13 protein-coding genes are annotated in these 15,381 nt (G+C 73.4%); 7 read left to right on the forward strand and 6 right to left on the reverse strand.

Going from position 1 to position 15,381, the window contains the following annotated elements; translation table 11 throughout:
- Window positions 1–54 precede the first annotated feature (54 nt).
- Genes amcF through AOQ37_RS31295 form a run of 4 tightly spaced genes read left to right on the forward strand, consistent with a single transcriptional unit; the run spans window position 55 to window position 3,948 of the window.
- The gene (amcF, locus tag AOQ37_RS31280; RefSeq protein ID WP_159401391.1) at window positions 55–1,179 is read left to right on the forward strand and encodes a cispentacin biosynthesis acyltransferase subunit AmcF; all 1,125 of its coding nucleotides are present in this window, start codon (window positions 55–57) and stop codon (window positions 1,177–1,179) included.
- 29 nt (window positions 1,180–1,208) lie between these two features.
- A complete protein-coding gene (amcG, locus tag AOQ37_RS31285) occupies window positions 1,209–1,724 on the forward strand; it encodes a cispentacin moiety biosynthesis protein AmcG (protein WP_062649311.1) in 516 nt (171 codons plus the stop codon).
- Complete coding sequence (gene amcH, locus AOQ37_RS31290) at window positions 1,721–3,229, forward strand: adenylate-forming 2-oxoglutaryl-ACP ligase AmcH (RefSeq protein WP_062649313.1); 1,509 nt, start codon at window positions 1,721–1,723, stop codon at window positions 3,227–3,229. Before amcG ends, amcH begins: the two co-directional genes overlap by 4 nt.
- Window positions 3,226–3,948 carry a thioesterase II family protein gene (locus AOQ37_RS31295; RefSeq protein ID WP_062649315.1) on the forward strand — a complete coding sequence of 241 codons (723 nt, stop codon included), beginning with the start codon at window positions 3,226–3,228 and terminating at the stop codon, window positions 3,946–3,948. The genes amcH and AOQ37_RS31295 overlap by 4 nt, the downstream gene beginning before the upstream one ends.
- Before the next feature lie 82 nt (window positions 3,949–4,030).
- On the opposite strand, the gene AOQ37_RS31300 is transcribed toward AOQ37_RS31295, so the two are convergent.
- The 6 genes from AOQ37_RS31300 to AOQ37_RS31325 all read right to left on the reverse strand — a co-directional run bounded on the left by AOQ37_RS31300 (window position 4,031) and on the right by AOQ37_RS31325 (window position 9,007).
- Window positions 4,031–4,885: a hypothetical protein gene (locus tag AOQ37_RS31300; RefSeq protein WP_062649317.1), complete on the reverse strand. Its 855-nt coding sequence runs from the start codon at window positions 4,883–4,885 to the stop codon at window positions 4,031–4,033.
- Window positions 4,882–5,925: a methyltransferase gene (locus AOQ37_RS31305; protein WP_159401392.1), complete on the reverse strand. Its 1,044-nt coding sequence runs from the start codon at window positions 5,923–5,925 to the stop codon at window positions 4,882–4,884. Before AOQ37_RS31305 ends, AOQ37_RS31300 begins: the two co-directional genes overlap by 4 nt.
- Window positions 5,926–5,983: 58 nt before the next feature.
- Entirely contained in the window at window positions 5,984–7,042 is a 1,059-nt protein-coding gene (locus AOQ37_RS31310; RefSeq protein WP_062649321.1) for a pyridoxal phosphate-dependent aminotransferase, read from the reverse strand.
- On the reverse strand, window positions 7,039–7,428 hold the full coding sequence (locus AOQ37_RS31315) for a cupin domain-containing protein (RefSeq protein ID WP_062649323.1): 390 nt from the start codon (window positions 7,426–7,428) through the stop codon (window positions 7,039–7,041). The genes AOQ37_RS31310 and AOQ37_RS31315 overlap by 4 nt, the downstream gene beginning before the upstream one ends.
- On the reverse strand, window positions 7,425–8,462 hold the full coding sequence (locus AOQ37_RS31320) for a class I SAM-dependent methyltransferase (RefSeq protein ID WP_062649325.1): 1,038 nt from the start codon (window positions 8,460–8,462) through the stop codon (window positions 7,425–7,427). Before AOQ37_RS31320 ends, AOQ37_RS31315 begins: the two co-directional genes overlap by 4 nt.
- A 311-nt stretch (window positions 8,463–8,773) precedes the next feature.
- Window positions 8,774–9,007 carry an acyl carrier protein gene (locus tag AOQ37_RS31325; RefSeq protein ID WP_062649326.1) on the reverse strand — a complete coding sequence of 78 codons (234 nt, stop codon included), beginning with the start codon at window positions 9,005–9,007 and terminating at the stop codon, window positions 8,774–8,776.
- Window positions 9,008–9,865: 858 nt separating this feature from the next.
- Between AOQ37_RS31325 and AOQ37_RS31330 the strand changes: the two genes are divergently transcribed.
- From AOQ37_RS31330 to AOQ37_RS31340, 3 genes are read left to right on the forward strand one after another with little or no spacing between them, the layout of a single operon-like run.
- Window positions 9,866–10,897, forward strand: a complete 1,032-nt coding sequence (locus tag AOQ37_RS31330) for a ketopantoate reductase family protein (RefSeq protein WP_062649328.1) — start codon at window positions 9,866–9,868, stop codon at window positions 10,895–10,897.
- On the forward strand, window positions 10,894–11,202 hold the full coding sequence (gene amcB, locus AOQ37_RS31335) for a cispentacin biosynthesis acyl carrier protein AmcB (RefSeq protein ID WP_062649330.1): 309 nt from the start codon (window positions 10,894–10,896) through the stop codon (window positions 11,200–11,202). The genes AOQ37_RS31330 and amcB overlap by 4 nt, the downstream gene beginning before the upstream one ends.
- On the forward strand, window positions 11,199–15,374 hold the full coding sequence (locus AOQ37_RS31340; protein ID WP_078890435.1) for a non-ribosomal peptide synthetase: 4,176 nt from the start codon (window positions 11,199–11,201) through the stop codon (window positions 15,372–15,374). Before amcB ends, AOQ37_RS31340 begins: the two co-directional genes overlap by 4 nt.
- Window positions 15,375–15,381 lie beyond the last annotated feature (7 nt).

Consider the following 15,381-nt stretch of genomic DNA (forward strand, 5'->3'; position numbering starts at 1 on the left):
AACACCGGGGGGATTTAATTGGGGGGTTTCAGCAGGGCCGACCGTGATCGGGCCGTGTGCATCACCGGAATGGGCTGGACCACAGCACTGGGTGACGGCCTCGACGAGGTGTGGCAGCAGCTGACGGACGGCCGCGTCGGCATCCGGGAGTCGACGGGTGACGGCCGTCCGCCCGCCGCCCTGCTGACGGACGACGGCCCGGCCCGGCCTCCGTCCGAGCGCCAGATCGCGCTCGCCGTCACCACCGCGACCGCCGCCCTGCGCGACGCCGGCTGCCCGGCCGGGGACGTGGACACCCTGGTGCTCGGCAGCAGCCTCGGCCCGCATCTGGACGACGCCGCCGAGATCTCGCCGCACGCCCTGACGTCCGCCGTCGCCACGCGGCTGGGCGTGCCCGGTTCCGCCTCGGTGAGCACCGCCTGCTCCTCCGGCGCCGACGCCCTCGCGGCCGGCGCGGCCCTGCTCACCGGCGGCGGGGCGGAACGCTGTCTGTGCGGCGGCATCGACCTGCTCACCGAGGGCAAGCTCCTCGGACACCGGGCGCTCGGCACCCTCGCGGCGTCCGGCACCGTCCGCCCCTTCGACACCGACCGCGACGGCACCCTCTTCGGCGAGGGCGCCGGCTTCCTGCTGCTGGAGACCAGGGCGGCGGCCACGGCGCGCGGCGCCCGGATCCTGGGCGAGCTGCGCGGCTGGGGCGCGTCCAACGACGGCACCGGCCCCACCGCCCCCGACGAGACCGGGGCCGGCGCGGTCCTCGCCGTCCGGCGGGCTCTGGCCAGGGGCGGGGCCGACACCCGGGACATCGCGGTGATCAACGCCCACGGAACCGGCACCCGCGCCAACGACACCGCGGAGGCGGCCTGCTACGGCACCGTCTTCGGCCCGGAGTCGGAGGCGCTCGTGTTCGCCACCAAACCGGCCCTCGGCCACACCCTCGGCGCCACCGGCGCCCTGGAGGCCATCGCCCTGCTCCTCGCGCTGCGGCACGGCACCGTGCCCCCGCTCCCGCACACCCGCACCGTCATGCCGGAACTGTCCCTGGCACTGGCCACGGACGGCCCCCGGGAGTTCACCGGCTCCCTCGGCATCAGCCTCACCCTGGGCTTCGGCGGCTTCAACACCTGTCTGCTGCTGGCGGCCGGCGAACCGCGGACCGTGACCGGGAGTGCCGCGTGAACCCGGCCCGGTGGTGCCCCCCGGGAGCCGTGATCACCGGCTCCGCCCTGGTCGAGGCCGACGACCCGGGCACGGTCGGGCGCCGGGTCCCCGGGGTCTACGCCGATCCGGTGGCCTGGCTGATGGCCGAGGCCGTGGCGGAGGCCCTGGAGAACTGCGGCGACGCCGCGCCGAGCCGCCCCGGGGAGGTCGGGGTCGTCGGGGTGAGCGAGCGGGCCACCCGCCACACCCTGCGCGCGGTCGCCGAGTCCGTCCCGCGCGGCCGGGTCTCCCCCATGCGGTTCGCGGGCGCAGGTGCGGGCTCGCTCGTCGGCGTCGTCTGCTCGGCGTTCGGCTTCCACGGGCCGGTGTCGATGCTGCCCATGCCCCTCGCCCCGGCCGTACCGCTCACCAGAGCCCTGTGCGGGGACTGGCTGCTCGGCGACCCGCCGAGCGCCGCACACGTCCTGGTCGTCACCCACGAAGTCGACGACGAAGGCAAGCACCGGGCGCACTGCCTGGTCGTCAGTGGGCCGACGCCCACGCGGAGGCCCCGGAGAACATGACCTCGCAGAACACCACCCCGCAGAGCACCGCCTCGCAGAACACCGGCCCGCGGAACGCGCCTGTACCGAGCACGACGTCAGCGCGCTCGGCGTCCGCGGACCTGGAGTGGACGGCCGATCCGCTTCTCGACCCCGGTGTCGTCGCCGACTTCCTGGGCCGCGTCGAGGATCTGTCCCCCACCGAGGACGCGGGAGGCCCGGCCGGGCTGCCCGCCCTGGTCGACCGGTTCGCGGCCCTGCCGGCCCCGCCCGGCGCCGTCGTCGTCATCGCGCTGCCGAACGGCATCCGGGCACTGCGGTTCTTCTTCGCCGTCGCGCTGGCCGGGCACACCCCGGTGCTGCTCTCCCCGTCCACCCCGGTGTCCCGGGTCCGCGAGGTGGCCCGCGAGCTGGGCGCCTGCGCTCTGGTCCGGGCGGCGATCCGGCCCGACGCGTACGGCGTCACCGACGTCACCCGCACCGGCGGCGCCGACCTCGGCCTCTTCACCGGCCGGCCGTATCGGCACCACGGGCCCGGCCACGTCATCCTGATGAGCTCGGGCACCTCCGGCATGGCCACCGGCTGTCTGCACGGCCTCGACGCCCTGCTGCGCAACGCCCGCCGCCACGGCCGGTCGCTCGGCCAGCGCGCCGCCGACACCACCCTGGTCAGCCTGCCCGTCTACTACTCCTACGCGCTGGTCGCCCAGGTGCTCGGCGGCCTCGTGCACGGCTCGCGGCTGGTCATGGCCGGCCCGCCGTTCTCGGTCGCCGACTACCTGGCCACGGTCGCCGGCCGGGGCGTCACCCTCTCCTCGCTCACCCCGAGCCTGGTCAAGTCCGTCGTCACCGCGGGCGGCGAACTGCCCGCGCCGCTGCGCACACTGACCGTGGGCGGACAGGCGCTCGACCCGTCGTACGTCTCCCGCCTGCTGAAACTCAACCCCGAGCTCGGTCTGTACATCACCTACGGGCTGACCGAGGCCGGCCCGCGGGTGTCCACCCTCGCCGCCCACCGGGAGCCCCCGCACCGGCACGGTTCGGTGGGGGTGCCGTTGGACGGCGTCGAGGTGCTCACCCGGCCCACCGACACCGGCGAGCGCGAACTGCTCGTGCGCTCCGACACCGTCTACCGCAGGCGGGTCGGCGAACCCGCGCCGTCCAAGCGCGGCGACCTGATCGAGCCCGGCCTGCTGGCCACCGGCGACATCGGGCACGTCGACGACGACGGGTACGTCTACGTGCACGGCCGATCGTCGGACTTCGCGATGGTGCGCGGCGAGAAGGTGTCGACGGCGACGGTGCGCCGGGCCGCCGAGTCACTGCCCGGGGTGGTCCGTGCCGCGACCAGGATCGCCGTCGTGGACGACGACTCCGCCGTCCTCGAACTCGATGTCTTCGTCGACGACGCCGTACCGCCCTCCGAGGCGCAGATGCGCCGGCACCTGCGGTCGCTGCTGACCCGTAACGAGCTGCCGGTGACGGTCCGGATCCAGCCGCTGCGCGCGGGCGAGCACCACAAGTGACGGGCCCCGAACCGCTCACCCTGTTCTGCGTCCCGCACGCCGGCGGCTCCGCGCGCAGCTTCGTGCGCTGGCGGCGCGAGCTGCCGGCCGGGCTGTGCGCCGAGCCGCTGGAGATCGCGGGCAAGGGCCTGCGCTCCCGGGAGCCGCGGGCGGCCAGCCTGCGGGCGGCCGCCACGGACCTCGCCGTCCGGCTGGACCCGCCCGGCCGGTACGCGCTCCTCGGGCACAGCATGGGCGCCCTGCTCGCCTACGAGACGGCGCTCGCCCTGCACGACCTGGGCCGCCCCGCGCCCGAGTTCGTGGTGGTCGCCGCCGCCCGGCCGCCCCATCTGCTCGGCACCTCCTCGTACGGCCCCCTGCTCGGCCTGGGCGACGACGCCCTGCTCGACGCGCTCGCGGACAACGGCCGGATCCCGGCGCAGGTACGCCGGTCACCGATGCGGCACCAGTTCGTGCCGGTCGTCCGCGGCGACCTCGCGCTGCTCGCGGGGCACCGCCCGGACCCCGAGCCGCGGCCCCTGCCGAGCGATCTCGTCACCTGGTACGGCGACGGTGACGCGGACACCCCGCCCGGGGTGATGGCCGGCTGGCGGCACTACACCCGGCGCGGCCACGTCCGCGAGGCCTTCGCCGGCGGCCACTTCTTCCTTCACGAACGCTTCGAGGCGGTGACGGGCCGGCTGCTGGAGCTGGCCGCGCAGCGGCGAGCGGGCCGCTGACCGGGACCGGTCGGCGGCCCGCTCGCCGGAGGGCGGTGCCTGATGGGGTGATGCCGGAGCGACGGCGGTGGCGGTGGCGGTGTCAGTGCTGCACCGGGCAGCCGTTCCCGCCGCCGCGGACCGGGGCATCGGTGTCGTGCCGGGTGCCGAGCAGCCAGTACGCGTCCTCCGCCGCCCGCCACAGCTCCGGGAAGAGCGCCAGCTGCGAGCGTGCCTCCAGCGTCGCCAGGGACCGGCCGCCCAGGCTCTGCGGCAGCTCGAGCCCGTCGTCCCCCTCCTCGTTGCCCTTGCGCAGCCCGGGCTGGCCGCCCAGCTGCGACCAGACCATGATCAGGTGGTGCTGCTTCCAGCCGAGGACACTGCCGTCCAGCCGCAGCATCGCCTCGCGCACCAGGGCCAGCGACTGGGACCCGGCCGAGCGCGGACCGTCGTAGCCGTCGTCCTGCTGGGCGATCACGTCCTGGAGGGACAGCCCGGCGCGTTCCACCGCCTGCTCGTAGGCCTTCCAGACCGGACGGGCCACCCGCCGCAGATTGCGGTAGCCGGGCGAGTCCAGGCCGGTGGCGTCCTCGGGCAGCGCGTTGCGCATCATCAGCAGGCTGTGCTGCGGCAGGTGGTCGGTGAGCAGCCGCACCGCCTGGACGGTCACCTCGCTGAGCCCGGTGGCCCGGTCGAACATGCGGACCGCCTGGTGGTACCGGTCCTCGTCGAGGTGGCCGATCGCGCGGCGCAGCTCGTAGTGGACCTGCACCCAGGCGTACTCGGTGATGAGGTGGGTGACCTGGAAGAAGCGCTGGTCGGGGTGTTCCGTCTCGCTCTCCGGGACCAGCGCGCCGAGGGCGTCGGTGAGATGCAGGACGTTCTCGTAGTTGCTGCCCCGGTCGAAGTCGTAGGAGAGCAGGGCGTTGGGTTCGTCCGGGTTCAGCGAGCGCTTCACCGGGTCTCCTCTTTGGTGTACTCGACCAGCCAGTGGCCGGGCAGCTCGAACTTCCTGGCGTCCGTGAGGGTGAGCCCGGCACCGGCGCCGAGGTCGCGCAGGTCGTCCATGCTGCGCTCGCGGCCGCCGAGCAGGACCAGCATCAGCAGGTCGGCATAGCTCGCCATCACGGGGTCCTTGCCGCTGTCCAGCAGCCGCTCGACGACCACCACGCGCCCGCCGGGGGCGAGCGCCGCCGAGCAGCGGCCGAGGATGCGGGCCGCGTCCCGGTCGCTCCAGTTGTGCAGGGTGTTCGCGATCAGGTAGACGTCGCCGCCGGTCGGCACCGGCTCGAAGAAGCTGCCCGCGACCAGGGCGCAGCGGTCGGCGACCGGGGCGGTGACCCCGGCGGCCTCGTCGATGACGCTGGGCAGCTCCAGCAGGGTGCCGCGCAGCGCGGGGTGCTCGGTGAGCAGCCTCAGCAGCAGGGAGCCGTTGCCGCCGCCGACGTCCACGACATGCCCCACCGAGGCCCAGTCGTAGATCCGGGCCAGTTCCGGCACCAGCCGGTCCGCGATCCGGGCGATGCCCGTGTTGAAGGACTTCTCGATGTCGGGGTGGGCCTCCAGGTCCTTCCAGAAGGGCCGCCCGTGCGCCTGCTCGTACACCGGCAGACCGGTGCGTACGGCGTCCATGAGCCGGCCGACGGCCGGTTCGAAGCGGGCCTCCATGGGCCGGCTGGGGTCCTCGTAGTCCAGCCAGCGGCGCAGATTGCTCGGATGGTCGCCGAGCAGGACCCGGCCCACGTCGGTGAGCTCGTACGTCCGCTGCCGCGTCGCGGTGTCGGTGGTCTCCTCGAAGAGGCCGAGGAGGCTGACGTAGTGCAGGACGCGGCCGAGGGACTGCTCGTCGGTGCCGGTCTCGGCGGCCAGGGCGGCCGCGGTCCGGTGCCCCTGCTCGACCAGGTCGGGCAGGCGCAGGGTCGCGGTCACCCGCACGGCGGTGGGGGTGAACCCGGAGCCCAGGGCGAGGATCGTGTTCAACGGGTCTTGGCGGAACACCAAAAGCCTCCAGTCGTTCTCGTTCGGTCGGTCGTTCGCCGGGCGTTCCGGTGCGAATTCAGGGGTTCTGCTCGATCTCGTCGAGGGCGTCGAGGAACCGTTCGAGGTCCTTTTTCTCGCCGAGCGACGTGCGGAGGTATCCGGGAAATCCGAACAGCCCCGCATTGCGAACGAGAATGCCGAAATCGGCGGCGAGACGATCCTGCGCACGGGTGCAGTCCCGGGCCGCGACGGCGACGAAGTTGGTCACGGAGGGCAGATGGGCGCGGCCCCGGCGGTCCAGCTCGCCGACGAACCAGCGCCGCCGCTCGGCGGTGGAGCGGCGCACCCCGTCGACGAAGTCCGGGTCGCCGAGGGCGGCGATCGCGGCCGCCTGCGCGAGCCGGTTCACGCTGAAGGGCAGGGCGCGCAGGGTCCCCCGCAGCCCGGCGATCAGGTCGGGCCGGCCGACGGCGTAGCCGACGCGCAGCGCGGCCAGGCCGTAGGCCTTGGAGAAGGTGCGCAGCGCGACGACCGGCGCGTCCCCGGCGGCCGTCAGGTCGCGGGTCTGCGGGACGTCCGGGCCGGCGAACTCCATGTACGCCTCGTCGAACACCAGCGGGACCCCGCTGCGCCCGGAGACCTCGACCAGCGCGGCCAGCTCCTGCCGGGTGAGGGCCGCCCCGCTGGGGTTGTGCGGGTTGCACAGATAGCCGATCCCGTGTCCGGGCAGCCGCGCGGCGAACCCGGCGACGTCGACGGCGGTGCCGTCCGGTGGTACGGCGGTGCAGCCGCGTCCGAGCAGCTCCAGACAGGCCCGGTAGCCGGGGAACGTCCCGTCGGTGACGAGGCCGGGAAGGTTCCGGTCGCCGAGGGTCAGGGCGGTGGCCAGGACGAGTTCGTCACTGCCGTTGGCGACGGCGATGTGCTCGGGCCCGACACCCCAGTGCGCGGCGAGCGCCCGCACCAGCTCCTGCCGCTCGGGGTCCGGGTAGACGTTGACCCGGGCCAGTTCCCGCTCGGCCGCCTGGAGCGCCGCCTTGCTGGCGCCGTGCGGACTCTCGCTCAGATGCAGCCGGATCAGGTCGTCGGCCCCGGCGATACTCGTGTTGAACGTCTTGCCCGCGGCCGGGGTCACAGCCGGTCCCCCAGGAGGATGCCGAAGCAGTAGCTGCCGACCTCCGCCTCGAGCGTCAGGAAGCAGTGTTCGCTGCCGGCCGGGATCCGCATGACGGCCGGTGAGAGCAGTTCATGGCGTCTGCCGTCGAGTTGGACCTCGATGCGGGCGCCGCCCTTGTTCGGGGAGACCAGCAGGTACAGCTCGTCGACGGGGTGGGTGTGCGGCGCGGCGACCGGTTTGCCGACCAGGGTGCTGAGTTCACCGCCGGCGAGCTGCACGGGCAGGCCGCCGAACATGTCCGCGGTGAGGTAGAAGGGCGCGGGCTGATGGTGCCCGGCCACGGCGAGGGGGATGGGCAGACCCTCCACGATCTCGGGGTCGGCGGGACGCCGTTCGCTCGTCACTGGGCCTCCAGGACGAACAGGTAGGTGTGCGGGGCGCCGAAGGGGACCGTACGGCGCAGGTGGAGCCCGCCCTCGTGGAAGAGGTTCTCGTACTCCTCGCGCGTGTAGATCGGGACGCCCATCAGCGCGTGGGCGAGCTCGAAGCCGCTGGAGAAGACGGGCAGCGTGTCCTTCTCGTCGCGCGGCCGGACGGTGGTGTCGGCGAGCAGGAAGGTGTGGGCGCGCGGGAACGCCTTGCGCAGCGCCGGGATGACGTCCGTGCGGGTGGTGGGGTCGACGAGCAGGTCGTGCAGGAACATGAAGCTCATCGCGACGTCCACCTGGTCGGCGCCCTGGATGCGGCGGCCGTGGAAGAGGACGTCGAGGACGTCGGCGCAGATCGGCTGGACCCGGTCGGCCAGCTCGTGGCGCTCGACGGTCCCGGCCGCCAGCGCGGTGGCCGAGGCGCTGATGTCCACGCCCAGACCGCGGGCGCCGGGACGGGACTTGACGAGGCGGCACACTCGCTCGCTGATCCCGCTGCCGAGGTCGGCGATGACGGAGAAGTCGAGCGCGGCGATCTGCTCGTCGAGCAGGTTGCGCATCAGCGCCATGTCGGCCTGGGCCGAACCGAGCGCCACCATGGCCTCGTCCCGCAACACGTCCTTGCCGAAAGCGCGTTCCCCGCGCGCGATGGACGCGGCGTTGGCGAAAACCTCGTGGTATCCGCCCACGCCCCAGGTGAAGAACCCTATTTTCCGGCGGAGTTCACTCCAGGCCGGCGTGGGTGTCACCAGATCGTCGTGGACGTCGAGGTACCCGAAGGCCTCCGCCGCCGACACCAACTGGCGGAAAACCCTTTCATCCAGCTTCCGGCGCCAACAGTACTGGGGTACGTCGAGCCGGTCGGCCTCGTCGAACCAGGCGAACAGCCCCAATTGCTCCAGGGCGAAAACGACATGTGTGGAGATGAATCCGTTGAAGGCGGTGTCGGCATCGAGCGGGGTGTGCGCGGCGCCCTGCCATTCGGCGGGACGGAAAACGCTTTCACCCATCGCTCGGAGGCCGTCACGGGAAAGGGGAGCTGTCACGGGAAGTGCCTTCCTTGTTTCGGTCGAATGCCGAGATCCGGTCCGGGCCGACGCCGGGCCGACATCGCGCCCGCATTGCCGCGCCGCCCCGAGAGGACATCGAGCCGGCCTATGGCCGACCCGGACTCCGCGTAGACTCGGCTCCGCGTGGACTCGGCATGGATCCGGGCATGGTGAAGGGCAGGGACGCGGTACGGAGGCGGCGTGGAGTCGACGTCAGGTCGACGTCGGTCCGGAACCGGTCCGATGCCGGCGCCCGACGCGGCGGGGACCGGTTACAGGCGGGGCGAGGTGGCGGCGATACGCTCCACCGCCACCGCCAGTTCGCGCACCGTGGGGTGGTCGAAGAACAACCGGTTGGGCAACCGGACGCCGAACCGCCGGCGCAGCCGCATCAGCACCTGCGTGGCTTTCAGGGAGTGACCGCCCGCCTCGAGAAAGGGGGTGTCGTCATCGAAGTCGTCGTGCCCGAGCACCTCGACCCACGCGGCTCTGACCTGGTCCTCCATGGCGGGCCCAGACGCCGTCACGGGTGGCCCGGAAGCCGGTCCGGAAAGCGGTCCGGAGGCCCGTCTCGCAGCCGGCCCGGAAGCCGGTCCGGAAGACAGCCCGGATGACGGTCCGGAATACGGATCCGGACGTGTTTTCACGCCGTCGTCGCTCAAAAGAATTCCCCCGTGTCATGACGGATCACGGCCGATCGCCCCGGATGCGGGGCAGCAGTGGAACGGCCACGCCCATGGGCGTGGCTGGGTGAAGCTTCAATTGTTTTTCCCCCGTAAAACGGACGCTCCACCGGTATGTCAAACCGGTTCGGTCCCTGAGGTGATTGCTCACCCTGGCGGCAGATTGCCGATATCGGAGAGTAGGCAGCGGCCATCGAGCCAGTCAAGGGGCGAATGTCGGCCACCCTCCGCCGGATAACCCCTGGCCAACGCTTCGGCTCCGCCCGCGATTCCGCCCCGAGATTCGCGTGCATCGGCCATCCGGTTGGCCGAAAAGCGGGTTGACGGCCGAAACTCGGCACCTCTACCGTCGACGAGTCGATTGTGAACGCAGTATTTCAAGGGTTGCGTTCGAGTCCGACATCAACCGGCGTGACAGGGGGAATGATGTACGCCGCAACGGGGGAGGAAGAACCGGTCGACCAACCGGTTCCTTATTCCGTCAGAGTCCTTTTCGAACTCCGATGAACCTTGGATCGGTGACCGCCTGACGCGCGGTCGCCTGATCCCTCAAAAGGCCCAGGCCGGCCTTTCCATCATTCACACGGTGTTGTCTTCCGCTGCCCGCCGCACGGCGCACACCTGTGCCCTCACCGGAGCACGGGCAGCGGTATTCGTCACGAGATGCATCAGGGAAGCGCGTTGAGGCATGCGATTCTGGGCGCCGGGGGAGTCGGGCTCGCCCTCGGAGCGGCGCTGGCCCGTGCGGGCCACGAGGTCGTGCTGGTGATGCGGGAGTCCTCACGGGCCCGCTACCCCGGCGTGATCGACGTCCACAGCAAACTGCACGGCGACCTCACCGTCGAGGCACGCGCGGTGGAGCGGCTCGACGAGCCGGTCGACGTCCTGTGGGTGACGGTCAAGGCGCCCGCGCTGCACGCCGCGCTGGCCAGGGTCGCCCCACGGCTGACCCCGGGCTCGGTCGTCCCCCTGCTCAACGGACTCGACCATCCGCGAGCGCTGCGGGCCAGGTTCGGGCCCCGCCAGCTCGTCGGTGCGATCCTCATCGAGGCGGAACGCACCGCGCCCGGCCGGGTCACCTGGAACTCCCTGTACGCCGAGATCAGCCTCGCGGCCACCACGGCGGGCACGGGCGCGGGCGCGGAATCCGAGACCGAGGCGGGTCCCGAGGCCGGAGGCGGGGCCGGAGAGGGAGCCGGGGCCGAGGCAGCAGCCGGGCAACGGCGGCTCGCGCGGCTTGCCGAGCTTCTCGCCGACGCCGGCCTCGGCTGCACCCCGGAACGGGATCCGGCGAGCGTCCTGTGGCGCAAGCTGGTCCTCCTGCTGCCCTTGGCGCTGGCCACCACCGCGGCCGACGGCCCCCTCGGCATCGTCCGCCGACGGCCCGAGCTGGCCGGCCTGCTGCGCGACGCCGCCCGGGAGGCCTGCGCCGTCGCCGCGGCGGACACCGTCGCGGTCGACGACCGGAATCTTCTGCACACCCTGGACACCCTGCCCGGCCGGACCGACACCTCCCTGCACCGGGACGTCACCGCCGGGGTCAGGCCGACCGAACTCGCCGCGCTCACCGAACCGGTGCTGCGCCGCGCCCGCGACCACCACGTGGCCGTACCCGCGCTGGCCGAACTGGCACGCAGGGCCGCCGAACAGGAGCGGCGGGCGGAGCTTCCCGCACCGCACCGATCCACCTATCGCAAGGGAGAAACGTCATGACAGCCGGTTCGGGCGAGACACGGGACGACACCCTGGAAGCGACCCTCAAGGAGATCCTCGTCGAGGACCTCTTCCTGGACGTGCCGACCGAACGCATCGGGGACGACGACGGCCTCCAGGACGTGCTGGGACTGGACTCCCTCGGCTTCGTGGAGCTGCGCGCCCAGTGCGAGCAGCGCTTCGGCGTCGCCATCACGGACGCCGAGTTCACCCCGCTGCACTTCCACTCGGTGCGCACGGTGGCCGATCTCGTGCGCGCCCTGCGCACGGGCGCCGCAGGCGAGCACCTGGCGGTCCCGCAGTGAGGGAACAGGCCTCCTCCGAGCAGTTGGACGTCTGGCTCGCCTGCCAGCGCGAACCGGAGTCCGACCGCTACAACGTCACCGTCGACCTGGAGTTCACCCCGACCGTCGACATACCGGCGCTGCGTGCCGCGCTGGCCGACGTGCTGGCCGCCCATCCGGCGCTGCGCTGTGCCTTCGTCACCGAGGGCGGCGAGCTGTGGCGCACCCCCGAGACCGACCCGCCGATGGCGTTCGTCACCGACCGGCTCCCCGGCCGCTACGACCGTGCGCAGGCCCTCGCCCGCGCGGTCGTGGCCGGCCGCGCGCCCTTCGACCTGGCCACGGCGCCGCTGCTGCGGGCGACGCTGCTGGTCGGGGAGGGCGGCGCGCTGCTCGCCCTCACGATGCATCACATCGTCTCCGACGGCTGGTCCAGCCGGATCCTCGCCGAGGACCTGGTGGCGGCGTACCGCTCCCGGACGTCGAACGACCCGGCCCCGGCCACATCGTCCGACGCCGATACCGATACCGACCTCGGCACCGGCACCGGCGCCCGTGCCGGCCTCCCCGACATCGATGCCACCGGGGGATCCGCTGCCGCCACGGACGTAGACGCCGACACGGAAGCAGACGCGGAAGCGGAAGCGGAAGCGGAAGCGGAAGCGGAAGCGGACGCCGAGGCCGAGGCGTACTGGAGCTCCGTCCTGCGCGACGCTCCCGCCTCGCTCGCACCCCCGCACGACCTGGTGCCGGAGGACGGTTTCCCCGGTCCCTCCGGCCGGGTCGAGGTGCTGCTGCCCGCCGAGCTGCACGCGGGGGTCCAGGCGCTGGCCGCCGCCGAGCGCGGCTCCCCCGCCGTCGTGCTGCTCGCCGCCTGGTCCGTGCTGCTGCACGCCTGGGCCGGGGAGTCGGAGGGCACCTTCGGCATGGTCTTCGCCGGCCGCCGGTACGCCGACGCCGAGCGGGTCGACCTGTTCAGCCGTGCGCTGCCGATGCGCGACCGGACCTCCCCCGACGACCGTTTCCTGGAGGTGGCGGCCCGGCTGCGCGAGCAGATGCTCGACGCGATGGAACACGCCCACCTGCCCGTGCGGCGGCTGCGGGCGATCCGCAGCGAGCGGGCGAACGGGCCGGGCGTCGAGCGGACGGTGTTCATGTACACCCCCGCCTACGAGGACGAGTGGCGGGCCGGTGAGGTGACCGTCCGCCGCTTCGACCACCCGGACGAGACGACGAAGTACGAGTTCTCGGTCAACGTGCTGGAGGGCTCGTCCGGTACCCGGCTGTGCGTCTACTACGACACCGCCCGCTATCTCCCCGCCACCGCGCGGCTGTTCGCCGAGGAGCTGCGCGAGCTGCTGGTCCGTGCCGTGGCCGCCCCGGACAGCACCTGCGGGGATCTCCTCGCGGCCTGCGACCCGGGCCTGTCCGAGGTCGCCGCGCACGGCGCGCCCGTCGCGTCGCCGGCCCCGAGCATCCCCGAGCTGGTCCTGCGGCACGCCGCCGCCCGCCCGGACGCCGTCGCCGTACGCCACGGCGAGCGCACCCTCGGCTACGGCGAACTGGCCGCCCGCGCGGGCGAGGTGGCCGGCTGGCTGCGCGACCGGGGCGTCGGGCCCGGTGACACCGTGGCGCTGCTGCTCGCCCCCGGCGTCGAGACCCCGGTGTTCTGGCTGGCGTCCGCCCTGGCCGGCGCCGCCTATCTCCCGCTGGACCCCGCGTATCCGCAGGCCCAGCTCCAGCTGATCGTGGACGACGCCCGTCCCGCGGTGCTCGTCGTCGACCCGGACTGCGCACAGGCCCTCGACGTGCCGGAGGGCACCTCCGTACCGGCCGGCGAGGCGCTCGCGCGGGCCCGCGGCCGGTCCGCCCCCGAGATCGCGTACGACGACACCGCGACCCTCTGCGTCCTCTACACCTCCGGCACCACCGGCCGGCCCAAGGGGGTCGTCCTGCCGCACCGCGGACTGGCCCGGCTCTTCGTCCGGCCCGACTTCCTCCCGCTGGACGAGACGGACGTCGTCGCGCAGCTGTGCCCGCTCAACTTCGACGGCGCCAGCTACGAGATCTGGGGCGCCCTCACGCACGGCGCGCAACTGGTCGTCCTCGACAAGCATCTGGTGCTCAGCCCCCGGGAGATGCGCACGGTGGTCCGCGAGCGCGGGGTGACCACACTGCTGGTGACGACACCGCTGCTCAACCGGATCATCGAGGACGCCCCGGACCTGCTCCAGTCGCTGCGGCGGGTGTACTTCGGCGGCGAGCTGATCTCCGTACGGCACATGCGCCGTGCGCTGCGCTGGTCCCGGCCGGGCGTTCTGCTGCACAGCTACGGCCCCACCGAGAACTCCTTCACCTCGACCTGGTTCCCGATCACCGACCTCGCGCCGAACGCCAGGACGGTCCCGATCGGCCGGCCCGTGCCCGGCACCGAGGTCCGGGTGGTGCAGGAGGGCGGCACCCGCCCGGTGCCGCGCGGGGTTCCGGGTGAACTCCTCCTCGGTGGCGCGGGGTTGGCCGACGGCTATCTGAACGCGCCGGGGATGACGGCGGACCGCTTCGTCACCGACGGCACGACCCGCCTCTATCGGACCGGCGACCGGGTGCGCTGGCGCCCGGACGGACTGCTCGAGTTCATCGGCCGCAACGACAACCAGGTGAAGATCCGCAGCCAGCGCGTCGAACTCGGCGAGGTGGAGGCGGTGCTGGACGCGCATCCGGCCGTCGGGTCGGTCTTCGTCACGACCCGTGTCAACCGGCGCGACGAGAAGGAGATCGTCGCCTACGCGGTGGCCGCGCCCGGCACGGACGCCGACGAGCTCGTCCGGCACGCCCGGCTGCGGCTGCCCGCGTTCGCCGTGCCCAGCCATCTGCTGCTGGTCGGGGAGCTGCCGCTCACCCCGACCGGCAAGATCGACCGGCGTCGGCTGCCGGACCCGGAGGGGGCGACCCCGGCCGCTCGGCCCGCTGCCGCCCCGGCCCCGGCCCGCGCACCGGAACCGCCTTCCGGGGCCTCCGCGCCCTCCATGGAGTCCATGCCCCCCATGGGGTACGTGCCCTCCGTCGCGTCCCTGCCCTCCGTGACGGAAGGGGTGCGGGCGGCCTGGCGGGCGGTGCTGGAGCACGACGGATTCGGGCCCGACCGCAACTTCTTCGACGCCGGCGGCCATTCGCTGCTGCTGGTCAGGCTGCGGGAGCACCTGCGGCTGACGACCGGCGCCGACGTGCCGGTCATCGACCTGCTGCGCCATGTCACCGTCCGCGACCAGGCCCGTCTGATCGCCGCGGCCCACCGGCCCGCGGACGAGGCGGCGGCCCCGGCCGGCGTCGTGCCCCGAAAGCCCCTCGACCGCGCGCCGTCGAGGGCGTCGGTCACAGAACCGGTACCGGCTCCCGGGCCCCGGATCGTCGCCCTGTCCGCCGCCACCGCCGAGGCGCTGGCCGTCGCCCGCGAACGGCTGGCCGCCCATCTGGAGGAGAACCCGCACCTGGCCCTGGCGGACGTGGCCCACACGCTGGCGACGGGCCGCCGGCACTTCGGTCACCGATGTGCCGTCGTGGCGTCCGACCCGGCCGAGGCGGTACGCGCCCTGCGGGCCCCGCACACCACGACGCCCGCCGCCCCCGGTTCTCCCCCGGCCGTGGTGTTCGCCTTCGCGGACGCCCCGCCGGACGGCACCGACCGGGACGCCGGACCGCTCACCCGGCAACTGCGCCTGGCCGCCCGGTTCGCCGACCGGGGCGTGACCCCGGCGGCGGTGTACGGCGTGGGGACGGGACGGTTCGCGGCCGCGGTGGTGAGCGGCGCGCTCACGGCCGAGGAGGGCGAGCGGCTGGCGGCCGAGGGAGCCGCCGCGCGCGTCCCCGTACCCCGTCGTCCCACCCTGCTGTGGTCCACCGCGCTGGGTCCGCTGCTCCCCGACGGGCCCGCCCCGCAGGAACAGCATCTGTCGGCCGAGGCCGAGCCGGCCAAGCTGCTCCGGGCGGCCGGTGACCGGCTCGGCGAGGTGGCCGTCCTCGGCATCGCGGCCGTGGAGCCCGACGATCGGGCCCTGCTGGCGGCCGTCGCCGGCCTGTGGTGCCAAGGCGCCGAGGTGCGGCTGACACCGGCGGGCCCGGCCCGCCGGCTGCGGCTGCCCGGCCACCCCCTGTCCTGGGCGCTCTCCGCGTACCCGCTCCCCGCACACTCCTGAAGGAAGG

Origin of the sequence: Streptomyces maremycinicus, from assembly GCF_001184025.1 — a bacterium.
Taxonomy (GTDB): domain Bacteria; phylum Actinomycetota; class Actinomycetes; order Streptomycetales; family Streptomycetaceae; genus Streptomyces; species Streptomyces maremycinicus.

What these genes read in the sequence shown, in the direction of transcription:
- amcH (WP_062649313.1), top strand. Translation starts at nt 1,721, where the DNA reads ATGACCTCGCAGAACACCACCCCGCAGAGCACCGCCTCGCAGAACACC.
- AOQ37_RS31320 (WP_062649325.1), bottom strand. Translation starts at nt 8,462, where the DNA reads ATGGGTGAAAGCGTTTTCCGTCCCGCCGAATGGCAGGGCGCCGCGCAC.
- AOQ37_RS31325 (WP_062649326.1), bottom strand. Translation starts at nt 9,007, where the DNA reads ATGGAGGACCAGGTCAGAGCCGCGTGGGTCGAGGTGCTCGGGCACGAC.
- amcB (WP_062649330.1), top strand. Translation starts at nt 10,894, where the DNA reads ATGACAGCCGGTTCGGGCGAGACACGGGACGACACCCTGGAAGCGACC.